General features: G+C 71.0%; 14 protein-coding genes. 13 read left to right on the forward strand and 1 reads right to left on the reverse strand.

The window, feature by feature from the left end; translation table 11 throughout:
• The first annotated feature begins 56 nt into the window (after positions 1-56).
• The 13 genes from MUN76_RS14985 (at position 57) to mfd (ending at position 17250) form a co-directional block, all read left to right on the forward strand.
• Entirely contained in the window at positions 57-1028 is a 972-nt protein-coding gene (locus MUN76_RS14985; protein ID WP_244685852.1) for an aldo/keto reductase, read from the forward strand.
• A gap of 116 nt (positions 1029-1144) precedes the next feature.
• Complete coding sequence (locus MUN76_RS14990) at positions 1145-2500, forward strand: amidohydrolase (RefSeq protein WP_244685854.1); 1356 nt, start codon at positions 1145-1147, stop codon at positions 2498-2500.
• Positions 2497-3522, forward strand: coding sequence for an ABC transporter permease (locus MUN76_RS14995; RefSeq protein ID WP_244685856.1), 1026 nt, complete (start codon positions 2497-2499; stop codon positions 3520-3522). Before MUN76_RS14990 ends, MUN76_RS14995 begins: the two co-directional genes overlap by 4 nt.
• A complete protein-coding gene (locus tag MUN76_RS15000) occupies positions 3519-4391 on the forward strand; it encodes an ABC transporter permease (protein WP_244685858.1) in 873 nt (290 codons plus the stop codon). Before MUN76_RS14995 ends, MUN76_RS15000 begins: the two co-directional genes overlap by 4 nt.
• Complete coding sequence (locus MUN76_RS15005; RefSeq protein ID WP_244685859.1) at positions 4388-6169, forward strand: dipeptide ABC transporter ATP-binding protein; 1782 nt, start codon at positions 4388-4390, stop codon at positions 6167-6169. The genes MUN76_RS15000 and MUN76_RS15005 overlap by 4 nt, the downstream gene beginning before the upstream one ends.
• Positions 6166-7830 (forward strand): ABC transporter substrate-binding protein, encoded by a 1665-nt coding sequence (locus MUN76_RS15010; protein WP_244685861.1) that lies wholly within the window; start codon positions 6166-6168, stop codon positions 7828-7830. The genes MUN76_RS15005 and MUN76_RS15010 overlap by 4 nt, the downstream gene beginning before the upstream one ends.
• A gap of 95 nt (positions 7831-7925) precedes the next feature.
• Complete coding sequence (locus tag MUN76_RS15015) at positions 7926-9050, forward strand: LLM class flavin-dependent oxidoreductase (RefSeq protein ID WP_244685863.1); 1125 nt, start codon at positions 7926-7928, stop codon at positions 9048-9050.
• A 49-nt stretch (positions 9051-9099) separates the two neighbouring features.
• Positions 9100-10230 carry an LLM class flavin-dependent oxidoreductase gene (locus MUN76_RS15020; RefSeq protein WP_244685865.1) on the forward strand — a complete coding sequence of 377 codons (1131 nt, stop codon included), beginning with the start codon at positions 9100-9102 and terminating at the stop codon, positions 10228-10230.
• Positions 10227-11054: a DUF1684 domain-containing protein gene (locus tag MUN76_RS15025; RefSeq protein WP_244685866.1), complete on the forward strand. Its 828-nt coding sequence runs from the start codon at positions 10227-10229 to the stop codon at positions 11052-11054. Before MUN76_RS15020 ends, MUN76_RS15025 begins: the two co-directional genes overlap by 4 nt.
• A gap of 270 nt (positions 11055-11324) precedes the next feature.
• Entirely contained in the window at positions 11325-12086 is a 762-nt protein-coding gene (locus MUN76_RS15030; RefSeq protein ID WP_244685868.1) for a lytic transglycosylase domain-containing protein, read from the forward strand.
• Between the two features lie 194 nt (positions 12087-12280).
• Complete coding sequence (locus MUN76_RS15035) at positions 12281-12865, forward strand: 50S ribosomal protein L25/general stress protein Ctc (RefSeq protein WP_244685870.1); 585 nt, start codon at positions 12281-12283, stop codon at positions 12863-12865.
• 156 nt (positions 12866-13021) lie between these two features.
• Complete coding sequence (gene pth, locus MUN76_RS15040) at positions 13022-13612, forward strand: aminoacyl-tRNA hydrolase (RefSeq protein WP_429953381.1); 591 nt, start codon at positions 13022-13024, stop codon at positions 13610-13612.
• Positions 13609-17250: a transcription-repair coupling factor gene (mfd, locus tag MUN76_RS15045; protein ID WP_244685872.1), complete on the forward strand. Its 3642-nt coding sequence runs from the start codon at positions 13609-13611 to the stop codon at positions 17248-17250. The genes pth and mfd overlap by 4 nt, the downstream gene beginning before the upstream one ends.
• A gap of 48 nt (positions 17251-17298) precedes the next feature.
• On the opposite strand, the gene MUN76_RS15050 is transcribed toward mfd, so the two are convergent.
• Positions 17299-17865, reverse strand: a complete 567-nt coding sequence (locus MUN76_RS15050) for a hypothetical protein (protein WP_244685874.1) — start codon at positions 17863-17865, stop codon at positions 17299-17301.
• Between the last annotated feature and the right edge of the window lie 108 nt (positions 17866-17973).

Genomic DNA, 17973 nt, shown 5'->3' on the forward strand with positions numbered 1-17973 from the left:
TGGATCAGGGTCGGTGCGTGTTCGCACCGCGCCCCCGCAGAGCAAGGACAGCAGACATGAGCGCAGACACCCTCACGCAGACCGCCGCGACCACGCAGGCCTCCGGCACCCCAGGCGCCGCGCCGCACCCCGGCACGCTCGAACTCGCCGGCCGCACGGTCTCCCGCGTCGGCTTCGGCGCGGCTCGGCTCACCGCGGGTGACGGCTGGGGCGTGCCGGTGGATCCGGAGCAGTCGAAGCGCCTGCTCCTCGACGCCGTGAATGCCGGCTTCGGCTACGTGGACACCGCTGACGCCCTCGGCCCGGGTGTGAGCGAGCAGCTCATCGGCGATGCCCTCGGCGCCCGTGACGATGTGCTCGTAGCCACGAAGATCGGCATGCTCCGCCCGGCCGCGAACCAGTGGGGCATCCTCGGCCATCCCGACTACCTGCGCCAGCAGATCCAGCTCAGCCTCCAGCGGCTGCGGCGCGAGCGCATCGAGCTGCTCTACCTGCACCGGATCGACCCGAACTTCCCGCTCGAAGATCAGATCGGCGTGCTGCAGGACGCGCGGGATCGCGGCGATGTCGGTGCCATCGGCGTGAGTGAGCCGAGCACCGAGCAGCTCGACGCTATCCTCGCGCTGGAGCCTCGCCTCGCCGCGGTGCAGAGCCTCTACAACCTCGCTGCACGCCAGAACGACCGCCTCATCGCGCGTCTGGGTGAGCGGGGGATCCCGTTCATCGCGTACTGGCCGCTGATCGGCCGCGGCCTGCGCCCCGAGCACAAGTCCCAGCTCTTCGCCGAGCTCGAGCGCATCGGTGCGCCCCTCGAACTCTCCGCGCACCAGCTCAGCCTGGCCTGGATCTTCACCACGCAGCCTCACGCACTGGCGGTCGTCGGATCCCGGTCGAGCGCGCACCTGGCGGAGAATCAGCGCGCCGCCGACGCGAAGCTCGATCCCGCGGTGGTCGCCGAGATCGACGCTGCGGTCACAGCCACGATCGGCGACACACCGTTCGATCCCCGGTACCCCGAGCACGACTGACGGCACCAGGAATCGCTCACACCGACACCGGCACCAGAAATCGCTCACACCAGCACCAGCACCCGCTCACACCAGCGCAGCACCTGCCCACACCCCACCCCCCCACAGGAGCACCCATGACCCGCACCGGCACCGACCCGCTTGAGGTCTACACCGCCTACGCGTCGGCCACACCGTCCACACCCGCGTCCGACGTCGCACCCGTCGCCGCGTTCCCGGGCGCCGCGCCCGAGGTCCACGCCCGCATCGCCGAGCGCGTCGAAGGACTGCGCGACGAACTCCGCGCGCTCGCCATCGCACTGTTCGAGGATCCGGAGCTCGGCTTCGACGAGCACCGCAGTGTGGCGCGCATCGCCGAGGTGCTCTCCCGGCACGGGATCACCCCCGAGATCGGCACCTTCGGCCTCGAAACGGCCTTCGCCGCCTCGGTGGGCGCGGCAACCGCAGCACACACCTCCGAGACAACCGGAAGCGCAGCCCCCCACTTCGCGATCGTCGCCGAGTACGACGCGCTGCCCGAGATCGGGCACGCCTGCGGCCACAACATCATCGCTGCTCTCGCGACCGGCGCCTTCCTCGCGCTCGCCCCCGAGGTCGAGGCGCTCGGTGGCCGCCTGAGCATCATCGGCACCCCGGCGGAGGAGGGCGGTGGCGGCAAGGAGCACGTGCTCCGCGCCGGCGGGTTCGACGGCGTCGACGCGGCCGGCATGGTGCACCCCTCGGTGGGCAACCAGGTCTCGCCGATCACCGGTTCCGGCACCAGCGGGGTGCGCCGGATCCGGGTCCGCTACCGCGGCCGCGCCGGTCACGCCGCCGCGAGCCCCTACCTCGGCCTCAACGCCCTCGACGCGGTGGTCACGGCCTACCAGTCGATCGCGCAGCTGCGCCAGCACATTCTCCCGATCGACCGCATCCACGGCATCATCACGAACGGCGGCGTCGCGCCCAACGTCGTGCCGGAGCTCACCGAGGCGGAGTTCCTCGTGCGCTCCTCCGAGATCGAGACGCTCAAGGTGCTGACCGAGCGCGTGCTCGACATTCTCGAGGCCGCCGCCCTCGCCACCGGCACGACCGCCGAGATCGATGCCGACTTCGAGCCGCCGTACCTCCCGCTCAAGCCGAACGTGCTGATGAACACGCACTGGGCCCGGCACCTCGAGACCCGCGGCCGCACCGTGCCGCTCGCTCCGGCGCGCCCCACGCAGGGCGGCCCCTCGACCGACATGGGCAACGTGAGCTGGGCGATCCCCGCGGTCCACCCAGCTCTCGGACTCGGCGGCGCCCCCGACGTGCTGCCGCACAACGCGGCCTTCGCCGCGAGCACGATCGAGCCGCCCGCAATCGACGCCCTCGTCGACGCAGCGATCGCCCTCGCCGGCCTCGCCGCCGACTACCTGGCCGATGCCGAGCTCCGGGCCGCGGTCCGCGACGAGTTCGACCGCAACGGCGGCGTGCGGAGGTGGGAGGAGTGAGCCTCCCGACCCTCGACGAGACGAGCGGCGCGGACGTCCCGGAGCCGCGCTCCGGTGCTGCGCTCCGCACGCCCCGCGCGGGATCCGCGCCCCGCTGGGCGCGTGTGCTCGTGCGCAGCATCTTCGACCTGGTGCTGGTCGTGTGGCTCGCGGCGACGATCGCGTTCCTCGCGCTCCAGCTCATTCCCGGCAACCCGCTCGACGTGCTGCTCTCCGGTGTGCAGGACGCGACGCCCGAGATGCGCGCCGAGATCGCCGCGCACTACGGTCTCGACCAGCCGACCATCGTGCAGTACTTCAATTACCTCTTCGGGGTCGTGCAGGGGGATCTCGGCACGAGCTACCACCGCGGCTCCCCGGTGACGCAGGTGCTCTTCAGCGAACTCGGCGCCACGGTCGAGCTGACCGTCGCGGCGATGCTCGTCGCCGTCGCCGCCTCGATCGCACTCGCGCTGCTCACCAGCGGGCAGCGCCCGGGGGTGCGGATCGTGGCGCAGGGCCTCGAGATCGTCGCGGTCTCGGTGCCGTCGTTCTGGCTCGGCATCGTGCTCATGACGATCTTCTCCTTCGGTCTGCGCTGGGTGCCCGCCTTCAGCGGCGACTCGCCCGCCGGTCTGATCCTGCCGGTCATCACCCTCGCGGTGCCGCTCGTCGGGGTCATCACCCAGATCCTCCGCGAGCGGATCGAGCACCAGCTCCACGAGCCGTTCGTCACCACGATCCGGGCCCGCGGGGTCAGCGAGTCCCGGCTCCGCTCGGGGCACCTGCTGCGGCACGCGAGTGTGCCGGCGCTGACCCTCAGCAGCATCATCTTCGGCTCCCTGTTGACGGGCACCGTGGTCATCGAGACGCTGTTCGCCCGCCCGGGCATCGGCCGTGTCATCGTGATGGCACTGCAGGATCGCGACGTGCCCGTCGTGCTCGGCTTCGTGATCTTCGCCGCGCTCGTCTTCATCGTCATCAACACCATCGTCGATCTCGTGCTCCCGCTGATCGACCCGAGACTGAAGGAGTCGCGATGACGCTGCAGGCCAACCGCAGTGCCGCGCCCGCGGCCCGTGCCGCCGTGCGACGGTTCGAGCTGCCCCCGCTCGGGGTGCTGCTCGCCCTGGTCGTCTTCCTGCTGCTCGTGGTCGCGGCCCTCGCGCCGAGTGTGTTCTCGGGCCAGGACCCCTACGCCAGTAACCCCGCGGACGCCTTCGCTGAGCCCAGCGCGGAGCACTGGCTCGGCACGGATCAGCTCGGTCGCGATCAGTTCACCCGGCTCGTGTACGGTGCCCGCTACTCGATCCTGCTCGGCGTCGGCGCGACCCTCATCGGCCTCGTCGGCGGCATCGCGCTCGGGGTGCTCGCGGGGTACGCCCGCGGCACCTGGGACCGGGTCATCACCCGCTTCCTGGACGTACTGCTCGCGTTCCCCGACGTGCTCGTCGCCCTCGTCACCATCACGGTGCTCGGTCCTGGCGAGTGGAGCCTCATCTGGGCCGTCGGGCTCGGGCGGATCCCGGGCTCCGCGCGCCTCGTGCGTGGTGAGGTGCTGCGGATCCGGGAGTCCGGCTTCGTGCGCTCCGGGATCGGCCTCGGCCTGCACCCGGCCCGCCTGATCATCCGGCACGTGGTGCCCAACAGCCTCGGCCCCGTGCTCGTGCACGCCGTGCTCGGCGTCGGCGTCAGCATCATCTTCGGCGCCTCCTTGAGCTTCCTTGGGCTGGGCGCGGTTCCGCCGACCCCGGAGTGGGGCCTCATGCTCTCCGAGGCCCGGCAGTACCTCAGCATCGCGCCGTGGATCGCGATCTGGCCGGGACTCCTCATCACGGTCACGGTCGTCTCGATCACGGTCGTCGGCCGCTGGTTCCAGCAGCGCTTCATCACGAAACGGAGTTCACTATGACGGTCACACCGCTCGTGCACGTCGAGGATCTGTCGGTGACCTTCGGCGACCTCACGGCCGTCCGCGGCCTCAGCTTCCAGCTCACCCCGGGCCAGTGCGTCGCGCTGGTGGGGGAGTCGGGATCGGGCAAGTCGGTCACCGCGCGCAGTCTGCTCGGCCTCGTCGGGCGCGGCTCGACGGTCTCCGCGACCACGCTTCGCCTGGGCGATCACGATCTCCTGAACCTGACCGAGCGCGAGTGGCGCGAGCTGCGCGGCAGCGAGGTGGGGCTGGTGCTGCAGGACGCGCTCGTCTCCCTCGATCCGCTCGCCCGGGTCGGTGCGCAGGTCGCCGAACCGCTCCGCGCGCACCGTCGACTGGGTCGCGCGGGCCGTGCAGAGCGCGCGATCGAGCTGCTCGAGAGCGCCGGAGTGCCCGACGCCTCGGTCCGGGCGCGGCAGTACCCCCACGAACTCTCCGGCGGGCTCCGGCAGCGCGCGCTCATCGCGAGCGCCGTCGCCGCGTCGCCCGGGGTGCTCATCGCCGACGAGCCCACGACGGCCCTCGACGTCACCGTCCAGGCGCAGGTGCTCGCGCTGCTGGATCGCCTCCGGCAGCAGGGCACGGGCCTGATCCTCGTGAGTCACGACCTCGCGGTCGTGTCGCAGCTCGCCGACGAGATCCTCGTGCTGCACCGGGGCGAGGTCGTGGAGCAGGGCGCGCCGGATCGGGTGCTCGGCGCTCCGACCTCGGAGTACACGAAGCAGCTGCTGGCGGCGATCCCGTCGCAGCGCTCGCGCGGCCAGCGACTCTCGGCGACTCCCGCCTCGGCCGCCCCGGCGTCGACAGCCCCGGCGTCGACCGCCCCGCGACTCACGGAGGCGGCGGCACCCGCAGCAGCCTCCGAGGTCGACCGCGACACCCCGGTGCTCCAGGCGCTCGACCTCGTGAAGCACTACCCGCGCCCGGGCGGCGGGGAGACGACCGCGCTCGACCGGGTGTCGTTCGCCCTGCAGCGCGGCCGCACGCTCGGCATCGTCGGGGAATCGGGGTCCGGCAAATCCACCGCGGCCCACGTGGTGCTCGGCTTCACGACTCCCGAGTCCGGTGAGGTGCTGCTCGACGGGCAGCCCTGGTCGTCGGCTCGGGAGCGGGATCGCCGCGCTCGCCGCCGCCGGATCCAGTCGATCTCGCAGGATCCGCTCGGGTCGTTCGACCCCCGCGCGTCGGTGCAGGCGATCCTCTCCGAGGCGCTCGACGCGATCGGAGTGCCGAGGAGCGAGCAGCGCGACCGCTCGGTGGCCCTGCTCGAGCAGGTCGAACTCGGCAGCGCGCACCTCGGCCGCAACCCGCTGGAGCTCTCCGGTGGTCAGCGGCAGCGCGTCGCCATCTCGCGCGCGCTCGCCACCGATCCCGAGGTGATCGTGTGCGACGAGGCCGTCTCGGCCCTCGACGTGTCGATCCAGGCGCAGGTGCTCGACCTGCTCGCCGACCTGCAGGAACGGCTCGGCGTTTCGCTCCTCTTCATCTCGCACGATCTCGGAGTCATCCGGCACATCGCGCACGAGGTCCTCGTGATGCGCAGCGGCCGGGTGGTCGAGGCGGGTCACACCGAGGCCGTGTTCACCGACCCGAGGCACCAGTACACGCGCGAACTCATCGACGCGATTCCGACGCTGCACGTCCCCACCGGGCCGCAGCATCCCGGGCTGCCGCGCGCCGCGCGCGACGCCGCACCCGGCCCCGCAGACGCACCACCCGTCGTATCCACATCAACCGAAAGCATCTCCCGATCATGAATCGAAAGAAACTCATCCTCCCGTCCCTCGCCATCGCGGCCCTCCTCGGGCTCGCGGGCTGCACGTCGAGCGGCGGCGACTCGGCCGCCAACGAGGTCGCCGCAGACGCCACCCCGGTCGAGGGCGGCACCCTCACCTACTTCGCCAACACCGAGCCGCCCGTGTGGGACGGCCAGCGGATCCCGAGCCTGAACGCGAACTCGATCAACAGCTCGATCTTCGACACGCTCATCGCTCAGGACGAGGACGGCACCTACAAGCCGGGCCTCGCCACGGACTGGGAGATCAGCGAAGACGGGCTGACCTACACCTTCACGCTGCGAGACGACGTCACGTTCCACGATGGGACGCCGTTCAATGCCGAGGTGCTGAAGCAGAACATCGATCGCCCGATCAACGAGCCGGATCTCGCGACCGTGTCGAACGGCATCGTCGAGACCGAGGTCGTCGACGAGTACACCCTCGCGGTGAAGCTCGGCCGCCAGAACGCCGGGCTGATCCACGCGTTCTCGACGCCGCACTGGCCGATCTACTCGGGCAAGGTGCTGACAGAGCACACCCCGGCCGAGCTCGCGGCCTCCCCGGAGCTCTCGATCGGCACCGGTGCATTCAAGGTCAAGGAGTACTCGAAGGGCGCGAAGCTCGTGCTCGAGCGCAACGAGGACTACAACTGGGCCCCGGAGACCTGGGACCACCAGGGCGCCGCCTACCTCGACGAGGTCACCATCCAGTTCGTGCCGGAGACGCAGGCGCGCATCGGCGCCATCACGTCGGGGCAGGCCGACGCGATCGACCAGGTGCCGCCGCTCAACATCCCCGAGGTCGAGGGCGCCGGGCTCCAGGTACTCGAGAAGGACAACACGGGCACCCCGTACTACGTGGCGCTGAACCCGAACCTCGCACCGTTCGACGACAAGAACGTGCGGCTCGCCTTCCGCGAGGCGATTGACATCGACGGCCTGCTCGACGGCGTCTACGCCGGGGTCTACGACAAGGCCTGGAGCACCACTCTGCCCGGCACCCCGCCGGAGGGCGCCTTCGACGAGACGCTCGTCGACAGCTGGGGCTACGACGCCGACGCGGCCGTGGAGCTGCTCGAAGAGGCCGGCTATACCGAGGTCGACGACGAGGGGTACCGCGTCAAGGACGGCGAGCGGCTCACGCTCAACTGGTACGTCGACAGCCTCTACCAGCAGACCGACCAGCGCCAGCAGCTGGGCGAGGCGATCGCCTCCTCGCTGAAGGACGTGGGCTTCGAGGTCATTCGCACCCCGTTCGACACGGCGGCCTATGGTGTGGAGCTCGCGAAGGGCGAGCACCACCTCGCGGACTCGTCCCGCGGCTTCGCGGATGTCGGCACCTCGGTGTTCCCGTTCACGACGATCGCGATCCCGAGCTCGAACGGCGGCTCCGGCATCAACTACGGGCTGCTCAGCGACCCCACGATCGACGAGGCGTACGCGACGATCAGCAGCTCCCTCGACCCGGCCGAGCGCATCGAGGCCGCGAAGGTCGCGCAGAACCGGATCATCGACGAGGGCTTCGCGGTCCCGGTCTACGTGCCCAAGAAGATCGTCGGCACGACCGACGAGGTGCACGGCTGGAAGTTCGACGCCGTGGGCTACACGGACTCGTTCTACGACGTCTGGCTGCAGCAGTAGTCCGCACCCACCCGTAGCGACCCTCAGCGCGGTCGGGCGGGCGAGCGCACACGCTCAGCCCGCCCGCCCGCACCCCACATGAAAGGACCGGGGCCATGCCACGCATCGACCTCTTCTACTACGGCGACACCTCCCCGGGGCAGTCGCCCGCACAGCTCTACCGTGAGATCGAGGAGCAGATCGTACTGGGCGACCAGCTCGGCTACCACGGCGCCTGGGTCACCGAGCACCACTTCTCCGCGCGCGGAGAGGTGCCGGATCCGCTCACGCTGTTCGCGCGGTTGAGCGGCACCACCCAGCGCATCCGGCTCGGCACCGCCATCGCCTGCGCCCCGTACTACCACCCGATCCGGCTCGCCGAGCAGGTCGCCCTGGTCGACGCCCTGTCCGGCGGGCGCCTCGACCTCGGCGTCGGGACCGGCATGACGACCCCCGAACTGGCGGCGGTGTGGGGGTTCACCCCCGACGACGCGGCGCAGCGCGCTCGCGAGGTGCACGAGATCCTCGCGCAGGCATTCGATACCGGGGTCGTGGACTACACCGGCGAGTTCTACCGGTTCTCGAACGTGCAGATCTCGCCGCCGCCTGGGCGGCCCGCGAAGGACCTGATCTGGACGGCCGCCGGTCGCAACGCGATCCCGCTCGCCACGGAGCACGGCTTCCGCCTCATGATCCCGCGCCCGCTGCCGCTCGCGCAGCGCCTGAAGATCAACGACGAGTACCGCGCGGCCGTGCCCGGGGGCGAGGTGATCCACCTCCGCTCCGGTCTCGTCGGCCCGACCCGGGAGATCGCGCGCGAGCGCGCTGTCGAGTTCCTGCGCGAGTACGCCGCGGTGTACCTGCGGACCCGGTGGACCGGTGGACCCGACAGCGCGGCCTTCGACGACATCGCGGAGAAGCTGTCGTTCGCCGTCGGCACGGCGAGCGAGGTCGCCGACAAGATCTGGGAGTGGACGGACCAGTTCGGCGGCACCGAGGAGACGGCGATCCAGTTCCACGGTCCGCACGTGCAGCACCAGCACGTGCTCGAGTCGATCGAGCTCTTCGCACCGCAGCTCGCCGAGCTCCAGGCCGACGCGCCGCAGACGAGCGTGCCGTGGGTGGATCGCGGGATCCCGGATCGCCCCGTCCCCGCCCAGCTCACCCCGTACGAGGACGGCGTGCGGGATCCCGACGTCAGTCAGCCCTGGCGCGAACCCGCGACGAGCGCCACGCAATAACCCACCACTTTTCGCGGCGGAGCATCGCCGCAGATTCCAGGAGATTCCCATGACCACTCAGCCCCTCCACCCGGTACTCGGCACCCGGAGCCCGCTCGGCAGCACCGACATCGGTGAGCGACTGCGCATCGGCTTCATCACCCACTTCGACCAGAGCGAGGACACCGCCACGATCTATCGCGAGAACATCCGTCTCGTGCAGGCCCTCGAGGAGCAGGGGTACGACAGCGCGTGGATCGCGACGCGCCACTTCGGCAGCGGGTGGGCCGCCGCGCCGAGCCCATACGGGGTGCTCGGCGCGCTCGCCGCCTCCACCGACCGGATCGGGCTCGGCACCGCCGTGCTCCCGATCATCTTCGACGACTCCGTGCGCGCCGCGGAGGAGCTCTCCGTGATCGACCATCTCTCCGGGCACCGGCTGCTCGTCGGGCTCGGCAAGGGCGTGCCGAGCGACTCGTACCAGGTATTCGAGGCGTACACCCCGGACCGCGACAAGAACTTCGAGGCGAAGATCGACACCCTGCACTGGGCGCTCGAGGGCCACCAGGTCGAGGGGGGCACGCAGTCGATCTACCCCGCGAACACCTCCCTGCAGGGCCGCCTCTTCCACGGCAGCTCGAACGACGCGACGATCCGCTTCGCCGCGCAGCGGGGCGACGGCTTCATCCTCGAACGCTTCGGCAACGGGCCCGAGCGGGAGCCCGGCGAGCGCCAGACCTTCCAGCGCCGGCAGCTCCGCACGGTGCTCGACTACCGTCGTGTGTTCCGCGAGACGTGGGGCGACACCCGCACCCCGTACGTGGTGACCTCGCGGAGCGCCTACCCGGGCGTGACGACCGAGGCGGCGCTCGCCGAGGCGTCGGTCACGGCCGCGCGCTGGAACGAGTACGCCGGGATCCTCGGCCGCGTGAACCCCGAGGACTCGCCCGCCGACCAGCTGCTCTCCGACAACTTCATCTGGGGCGATCCGGCGGCGCTCGCCGCCGACCTGCTCGCCGACCCGACGGTGCTGCTGACCGATGAGCTCGTGCTCGGAATCCACCCCGCGCTGCACACGATCGACGAGACCATCGCCAAGGCGAAGATCCTGCTCGACGAGGTCGTGCCGCTGGTGCGCGCGGGCTGGGCGACCGGACGCGCCGAGCTGCTGGCCGCGGAGGAGGCGGTGGTGGGCTCGTGAGCGTCGGTGCTGAGGTCGCGGCCGGAGTCGGTTCCGGGGCCGGAGCTGCGGTGGCGGCAGATGAGGCGTTCGCGCGCGACTGGCAGGGCTGGCAGGATCGCCGTCTCGCTGCGGCCGGTGCGCCGCACGGGCCCGCGTCGCTCACCCTGACCTTCTGGTTCGCAGACGACACCCCGCAGTCGGTGCCCGGTCTGCCGGGTCAGTGGGCCGCCGAGGGGGAGCGGCTCGTCGCGACGGGCTTCGCGCCGGGCGAGGTCCGGTTCGCCGACGGCGCGGACGCGACGGCGCCACTGGTGCTCGACGCCACGACCGGCGACGTGCATGCCGGGGAGCGGATCCTGCGCCGCTTCGAGCGAGACGGGGTCCCCGCGCTGCGGATCTTCGATCCCGCCGCGGAGGGGCGCACGAGCCTGCGCGGGATCGCGGCGTTCGATCCGGATCCCGCGTGGCGGCTGGAGGCCCGGTTCGAGCCGGATCCGCGCGCACGCACCATCGAGCTCGCCGACGGCTACCAGAAGGAGACGGAGACCTCGGGGTCGATCGTGTTCACACGGGACGGGGTGGAGCGCCGCCTCACCGGCACCCTGCGCCCGGACGGCATCTCGGTGGTGTTCGGGGACACGACCAACGGCGACGAGAGCTACGGCTTCCGGTTCCTGACCGTGGGACTGCCCGACGCCGACGGTGCGACCGTCATCGATTTCAACCGGGCCTTCCTGCCGCCGTGCGCGTTCAGCGACCAGTTCGTGTGCCCGCTGCCGACGCCCGAGAACCGGTTGCCGGTGGCGATCCGCGCGGGGGAGCGGCTGACCGTCCGCGAGTAGGATGCGGGCTGCCGCCCGCCTTGCTGCCGCCCGCCTTGCTGCCGCCCGCCGCCCGCCACCCGCCACCCGCCACCCGCCACCCGCCACCCGCCACCCGCCACCACTCACGGCGGAGATGTCACACATGCAGGATCCATGCGCCCGAATCGTTCCTGCATCCGTGACATCTCCGCCATGAGTGACGTGTGGACGGGCCGCGGCGGCCGACTCGCGGTACCTTCCCACACTCCGCTGCTAGCGTGGTGAGCCGTGACCAGGGGAGCGAGGCGGATGAGCGGCGGGAAGTGGCTGCTCATCGGTGCGCTCGGCACCGGGCTCGCCGGGGTGGCGCTGGTGGTCGGTGCGATCCTCTTCGGCACCGCCGCGGCCGGGCCTATGACGGCGGGAGCCGGTGAGGCTGACGGGACCGGCGGCACGGCTCCCCGCGCGGCCCAGCAGGCCGACCCCGCCGTGCCCGTGGGGGATGGGCTCCGGGTGGATCCCGTCTGGGTGCAGGAGACCGCGGCGGCCACCGGCATCGGCGATCGGGCGCTCGCCGCCTACACCCACGCGGTGACCCGCGTCGCCGAGGAGTTCCCGGAGTGCCGGATCGGCTGGAACACCCTCGCCGGCATCGGGTACGTCGAGTCGTATCACGGCACGATCAACGGCAGCGCGCTCGATGCATCCGGCACGGCGACGCCGCCCATCCTCGGGATCCCGCTCGACGGCACGCAGCGCACGATGGCGATCCCGGACACCGACGGCGGCGCCCTCGACGGCGACGCGGTGTGGGATCGGGCCGTGGGGCCGATGCAGTTCATCCCGTCGACCTGGGTGCTGTGGGGCGTCGACGGCGACGGCGACGGGATCGCGGATCCGCAGAACATCGACGACGCGAGTCTGTCGGCCGCGCGCTACCTGTGCGGGATCGGCGGCGACCTCGCGGATCCCGAGCGCTGGATCGCCGCCGTCGCGGCCTACAACGACACCGTGGAGTACAACCACCGCGTCGCGGACGCGGCGACCCACTACGCCGGGGTGGTGGGCTGAGCGGTGCGGGAACCCGGGCGCGCCGTGGTGTAAGCTTGTGAGCTGTACTTCGGCGAGGGGCGTTCGCGCCCGTTATCGACGCGGGACGGGCTGCCGTTGCGGGCCATCTTGCTGCGTATTCACGCGAGTGCGAGACACCAATCCTGGCGGCACTGCCGCCCTCATTGGGCGAAAGCCCGTCTAGGAGAATCATCATGAGCGAAACCCACAAGCTGGTCGCCGCCAGCCGCGAGACCTTCGGCAAGGGCGTGGCACGCAAGCTCCGCGCTGCCGGCCGCACCCCGGCCGTCGTCTACGGGCACGGCACCGATCCCGTGCACGTCTCGCTCGAGACGCACCCGCTCGGCCTGATCATCCGCCAGGCGAACGCCGTCATCGAGCTCGACATCGAGGGCCGCAAGGAGCTCGTGCTCGTCAAGGACGTGCAGAAGGATCCCGTGCGCCAGATCATCGAGCACGTCGACCTCATCGTCATCAAGAAGGGCGAGGTCGTCGAGGTCGAGGTCGCCGTGCACGTCACCGGCGAGCCGTTCTCCGGAACCAACGCGCTGCAGGAGCTCAACACGCTCCGTCTGAGCGTCCCCGCGACCTCCATCCCGGAGTTCGTCGAGGTCAACGTCGAGGGCTTCGAGGACGGCACCCAGGTGCTCGCCGGCGCGGTTGCGCTGCCCAAGGGCGCGACGCTGCTCGACGATCCCGAGCAGCTCGTGGTGCACGTCGTCACCCCGCGCGGCGCAGCCGAGGATGACGCCGCCGAGACCGAGGACGCGGCCGAGTAGTCCGCATACGCTCAACCGGGCCCGTCGGGTCGGCACCAGTGGCCGATCCGACGGGCCCGGTCGTCTGCGTCGGCCCCGATGTCGGACGCACCTGCGATCATGGTGCACAAGGAGGACGCAGTGTTCTGGCGGAGCAACAAGAAGGTGGAGGACCGCGTGTCGAGTGACAGCTGGCTCATCGTCGGCCTGGGCAACCCGGGCGCGAAGTACGAGGCGACGCGGCACAACGTCGGCCAGATGGCGCTCGACGTGCTGGCCGAGCGCATGAGCGCGCGCTTCTCGCCCCACCGCACCCACGCGCGGATCGCGGAGGGGCGGAGCACTCCGGGCGGTCCGAAGCTCATCCTCGCGAAGTCGAACGGCTACATGAACACCTCCGGCGGCCCGGTCTCGGCGCTGGCACGGTACTTCGACGTGCCGGTCGAGCGCATCATCGTGCTCCACGACGACCTGGACCTGCCCTTCGACACCGTCAAGCTGAAGCAGGGCGGCGGCCACGGCGGGCACAATGGCCTCCGCGACATCGCGAAGGCCATGGCATCACCCGAGTTCCAGCGCGTGCGCATCGGCGTGGGGCGTCCGCCCGGGCAGCAGGACCCGGCCGACTACGTGCTGCGCCCCTTCGCTAGCTCCGAGCGGGAGTCGCTCGCCGTGCTGATCGAGGACGCGGCCGACGCCGCCGAGATGCTCACGACCGACGGGCTGCTCGCCGCGCAGCAGCGCTTCCACGGACGGGCCGCCCAGTGACGCTGCGCGGGATCGACCGCCTGCTCGAGGCCTCCCCGTCGTTCGCCCGTGCGCTCGACGCGAGCGGCGGCGACGCCGAGTTCTCCGTGACCGAGGGCCTCCGCGCCCCGCTCATCGCGGGGCTCGTGGCTCGGCGGCGCGCCGCCGGGGATCGCGGCCCGTTGCTCGTCATTGCGGCCACGAGCCGCGAGGCCGATGCGCTCCGCAGCGCCCTCGCGTCGTTGCTCCCCGACGCGGTGACCGCCGAGTTCCCGGCCTGGGAGACGCTGCCGCACGAGCGGCTCAGTCCCAGTGTGGAGACGGTCGGCCGTCGCGCCGCCGCACTGCGGGTGCTCCGAGACCACACGGGCGAGGTGCCCCTCGTGCTCGTGGCCTCGGTCCGGGCGGCTCTCCAGCCCGTGTCGCCGCACGCGGTCGACGCCCACTCGATCCTGCTCCGCGCGGGCGAGGCGTCCGTGCCCCTCGAGGAAGTGTCGCGCACCCTCGTCGAGCTCGCCTACACCCGCGTCGACATGGTCACGCGGCGCGGCGAGTTCGCGGTGCGCGGGGGCATCCTCGATGTCTTCCCGCCGACGGCCGAGCACGCGGTGCGCGTCGACTTCTTCGGAGACGAGGTGGATCAGATCCGCCGATTCGCGGTCTCCGATCAGCGCAGCGCCGGGGATCCGCTCGCGGAGCTCGAGCTCTGGCCCGCTCGGGAGCTGCTGCTGACCGATCCGGTGCGGCTGCGCGCCGCGGAATTGCTGCCGCGCTATCCGGCACTTGCCACCCTGCTCGAGAAGATGAGCCAGGGCATTCCGGTCGAGGGCATGGAGAGCCTGCTGCCGCAGGTGCTCGACGGGCTCCGGCCGCTCACCGCACTCCTGCCCGAGGGCGGGGCCGTGCTCGTGGCGTCACCCGAGCGGGTCGCGAGCCGCGCGGTCAGCCTCGCCGAGACGAACCGCGAGTTCCTCGAGGCGGCCTGGCACGCGGCCACCGCGGGGGCCGACGCCCCCGTGCCGGTCGACGACAGCGGGTTGCTCTCCGTCGGCGATCTGCGGGCCGCGTCTCACGGCCGCCCGTGGTGGTCCGTGTCGAACTTCGTGCGCGACGAGGCGCTGCCCGAGGCGGATGACGCCGAGGACGCCCCGAGCACCGACGACGATCCGGCGGTGATCGCGGTGCATGGTGGACCGGTGACCCGTGCCGCGGGCGCCGAGGCGACCGGCGCCGCCATCCGCCTGCTCAGCGATCGGCTCGCCGACGGCTGGCGCACCATCGTCACGGCGCAGGGCGTCGGACTCGTGGAGCGCGCCCGCGACGTGCTTGCCGAGGCCGGCGCCGCGGCGCGCATCGTCGACGAGATTCCCGAGGAGTTGGAGCGCGGGGTCGTCTACCTCACGACCGGCACGGCGTGGTCGGGCTTCGAGAGCGCCGAGGCGAAGGTCCTGCTCGCGACGGAGGCCGAATTCTTCGGCCGGGCCGTCTCGAGCCAGGCCGCGAGCGGCCAGAAGCTCGCGAAGCGGCGCACGAAGAACGTCGTCGACCCCCTCAAGCTGGTTCCGGGCGACTACGTCGTGCACGAGACTCACGGCATCGGCCAGTTCGTGGAACTGACCCAGCGCATGGTGCCGACCGGCATCGGCCGCGACGCGACGAAGGCGCTCCGAGAGTACCTCGTGCTCGAGTACGCCTCCACGAAGCGCGGCATGCCCAAGGACAAGCTCTACGTGCCGACGGACCAGCTGGATCAGCTCTCGCGCTACGTCGGCGGTGAGGCTCCCGCCCTGTCGAAGATGGGCGGCAACGACTGGGCCAACGCGAAGAAGAAGGCCCGCAAGGCGGTGCGCGACATCGCGGTCGAGCTGGTGAAGCTCTACTCGGCGCGCGTCGCCTCCCAGGGGTTCGCGTTCTCGCCCGATACGCCGTGGCAGCACGAGCTGGAGGAGGCGTTCCCGTACGCCGAGACCCTCGATCAGCTCACCACGATCGACGAGGTGAAGCGCGACATGGAGCGCTCGATCCCGATGGATCGCCTCGTCGCCGGCGACGTCGGTTTCGGCAAGACCGAGGTCGCGGTCCGCGCCGCGTTCAAGGCGGTGCAGGACGGCAAGCAGGTCGCGATGCTCGTGCCGACCACGCTGCTCGTGAACCAGCACATCGAGACGTTCCAGGATCGCTTCGCGGGATTCCCGGTGCAGTTGCGCGCCCTCAGCCGGTTCCAGACCGACAAGGAGGCGAAGGAGACCATCGACGGCCTCGCCGCGGGGACCGTCGACGTGGTCATCGGCACGCACCGGCTGCTCGCGAGCAACGTGCTCTACAAAGACCTCGGACTCCTTATCATCGACGAGGAGCAGCGCTTCGGCGTGGAGCACAAGGACTCGCTGAAGAAGCTCAAGACGAACGTCGACATCCTCGCCATGAGCGCGACGCCGATCCCGCGCACCCTGGAGATGGCCGTCACCGGCATCCGCGAGATGTCGACCCTCGCGACGGCCCCTGAGGATCGGCACCCGATCCTCACGTTCGTCGGGCCGCGCAGCGACAAACAGATCGGCGCCGCGATCCGCCGTGAGATGCTCCGCGAGGGCCAGGTGTTCTTCGTGCACAACCGCGTGTCCTCGATCTCCCGCGTCGCCGCGCAGATCTCGGAACTGGTGCCCGACGCCCGGGTCGCCGTGGCGCACGGCAAGCTGAGCGAGCACCAGCTCGAGCAGGTCGTACAGGACTTCTGGGAGCGGAAATACGACGTGCTCGTCTCGACGACGATCATCGAGACCGGTCTCGACATCGCCAACGCGAACACGATCATCATCGATGCGGCCGACAAGTACGGTCTGAGCCAGCTGCACCAGCTGCGCGGGCGAGTCGGTCGCAGCCGAGAGCGGGCGTACGCCTACTTCCTCTACGACCCGGACAAGCCGCTCACCGAGCACGCGCACGAGCGCCTCGATACGCTTGCCACGAACAACGAGCTGGGCTCCGGCATGCAGGTCGCCCTCAAGGACCTGGAGCTCCGTGGTGCCGGCAACCTGCTCGGCGGCGAGCAGTCGGGGCACATCGCGGGGGTCGGGTTCGACCTCTACCTCCGGATGATCGGCGAGGCCGTCAGCACGTTCAAGGGCGAGGACGTGCAGTCGAACACCGAGCTCGTGCTCGAGCTGCCGGTCGATGCGCATATCCCCGAGGAATACGTGGAGAGCGAGCGGCTGCGGCTCGAGGCCTACCAGAAGTTCTCGGCGGCCTCGCACCCGCAGGCGCCGGAGGATCACGTCACCCTCGTGCTCGACGAGCTCACCGACCGCTACGGCGAGCCGCCGGCCGAGGTGCAGCGGCTCGCGGCGATCTCCGCGCTGCGACGCCGCGCGTCGCGGCTGGGGCTTTCGAAGGTGGTGGCCGCCGGACCGTCGCTCCGCCTCGAACCGGTGAAGCTGCTCGATTCCCGCCGCATGCGCATGAGCCGGATGTACCCCGGTGCGCGCTACACCGAGTCGACGCAGAACCTGCAGATTCCGTTGCCGGGCGGCACCGCGTCCTCGAAGAGCCCGCTCGCCGGGGTCGGGCAACGCCACCTGGGCGACGAAGGAGATGTGGTGGCCTGGACCGGGCGGGTGCTGTCGACGCTGCTCGAGGAGGATCCGCCCGCGGAGGGATAAGCGCCGGCCGCGGGGTCGGTCGTTCCCAAACTCGTCGGCTCCGTGCGTCTACTTCGCGGCGGTGCAGGCCTCCTGCAGCGCGGTACCGGTCTGCTGCAGGGCCGGCAGCCGCTCCGACACGATCGCCGAGACGTCCTCGCCATACGTCTGCAGGTTGCCGAGCTCGCCGAGCGTGCCGAGGTCGCCGAGATCGATGCCGCTGAGGTCCGGTGTGCCGAGCCCCTGGATGTCCTCGCCGAGTCCGACCCACTCCGTGCGTGCGTCGTCGATGGCGGCGATGACCGCGGGATCCGTCGCGCCCGAGCCCGCGGCGTCGAGCGAGGTGAACACCGGCTCGATGAGCGCGCCCGGGTCGATGGATTTCCCGGCGAGCAGGTCTTCGATCAGCTGCGGGGCGTTCTGCTGCGCCTCCGCGATGACCCGGTCGATCGTCTCGGCCGCGGCCTGGCAGCTGCCGTTGGCCGTCGTACCCGCGTCACCCGCGCCGTTCGGTTCCGCCGCATCACTCGACGACGGTGATCCGATGCCGAGTGCGCTGCACCCGGCCAGCGGCAGTGCAAGGCAGGCGAGTGCGGTGAGCGTGATGAGCGCGGGAGAGCGGCGGATGACCGGCATGGGGATCCTTTCGACGGGCGTCCCAGGAGTCTACGAGGCGCGTTGCGGAACCGGCTGAGTGCGTGGTGCGCCCCGACCGCAACGCAGTGGGGGCGGGTTCCGCTCGGA

The sequence above is a fragment of the Leucobacter rhizosphaerae genome (assembly GCF_022919175.1).
GTDB classification, from domain to species: domain Bacteria; phylum Actinomycetota; class Actinomycetes; order Actinomycetales; family Microbacteriaceae; genus Leucobacter; species Leucobacter rhizosphaerae.

Bases quoted from the DNA above. Each gene is read 5' to 3' on its own strand.
- MUN76_RS15015 (WP_244685863.1), top strand. From the start codon at position 7,926: ATGCCACGCATCGACCTCTTCTACTACGGCGACACCTCCCCGGGGCAG.
- MUN76_RS15005 (WP_244685859.1), top strand. From the start codon at position 4,388: ATGACGGTCACACCGCTCGTGCACGTCGAGGATCTGTCGGTGACCTTC.
- MUN76_RS14985 (WP_244685852.1), top strand. From the start codon at position 57: ATGAGCGCAGACACCCTCACGCAGACCGCCGCGACCACGCAGGCCTCC.
- MUN76_RS15030 (WP_244685868.1), top strand. From the start codon at position 11,325: ATGAGCGGCGGGAAGTGGCTGCTCATCGGTGCGCTCGGCACCGGGCTC.
- MUN76_RS14990 (WP_244685854.1), top strand. From the start codon at position 1,145: ATGACCCGCACCGGCACCGACCCGCTTGAGGTCTACACCGCCTACGCG.
- MUN76_RS15000 (WP_244685858.1), top strand. From the start codon at position 3,519: ATGACGCTGCAGGCCAACCGCAGTGCCGCGCCCGCGGCCCGTGCCGCC.
- MUN76_RS15010 (WP_244685861.1), top strand. From the start codon at position 6,166: ATGAATCGAAAGAAACTCATCCTCCCGTCCCTCGCCATCGCGGCCCTC.
- MUN76_RS15020 (WP_244685865.1), top strand. From the start codon at position 9,100: ATGACCACTCAGCCCCTCCACCCGGTACTCGGCACCCGGAGCCCGCTC.
- MUN76_RS15050 (WP_244685874.1), bottom strand. From the start codon at position 17,865: ATGCCGGTCATCCGCCGCTCTCCCGCGCTCATCACGCTCACCGCACTC.
- MUN76_RS15035 (WP_244685870.1), top strand. From the start codon at position 12,281: ATGAGCGAAACCCACAAGCTGGTCGCCGCCAGCCGCGAGACCTTCGGC.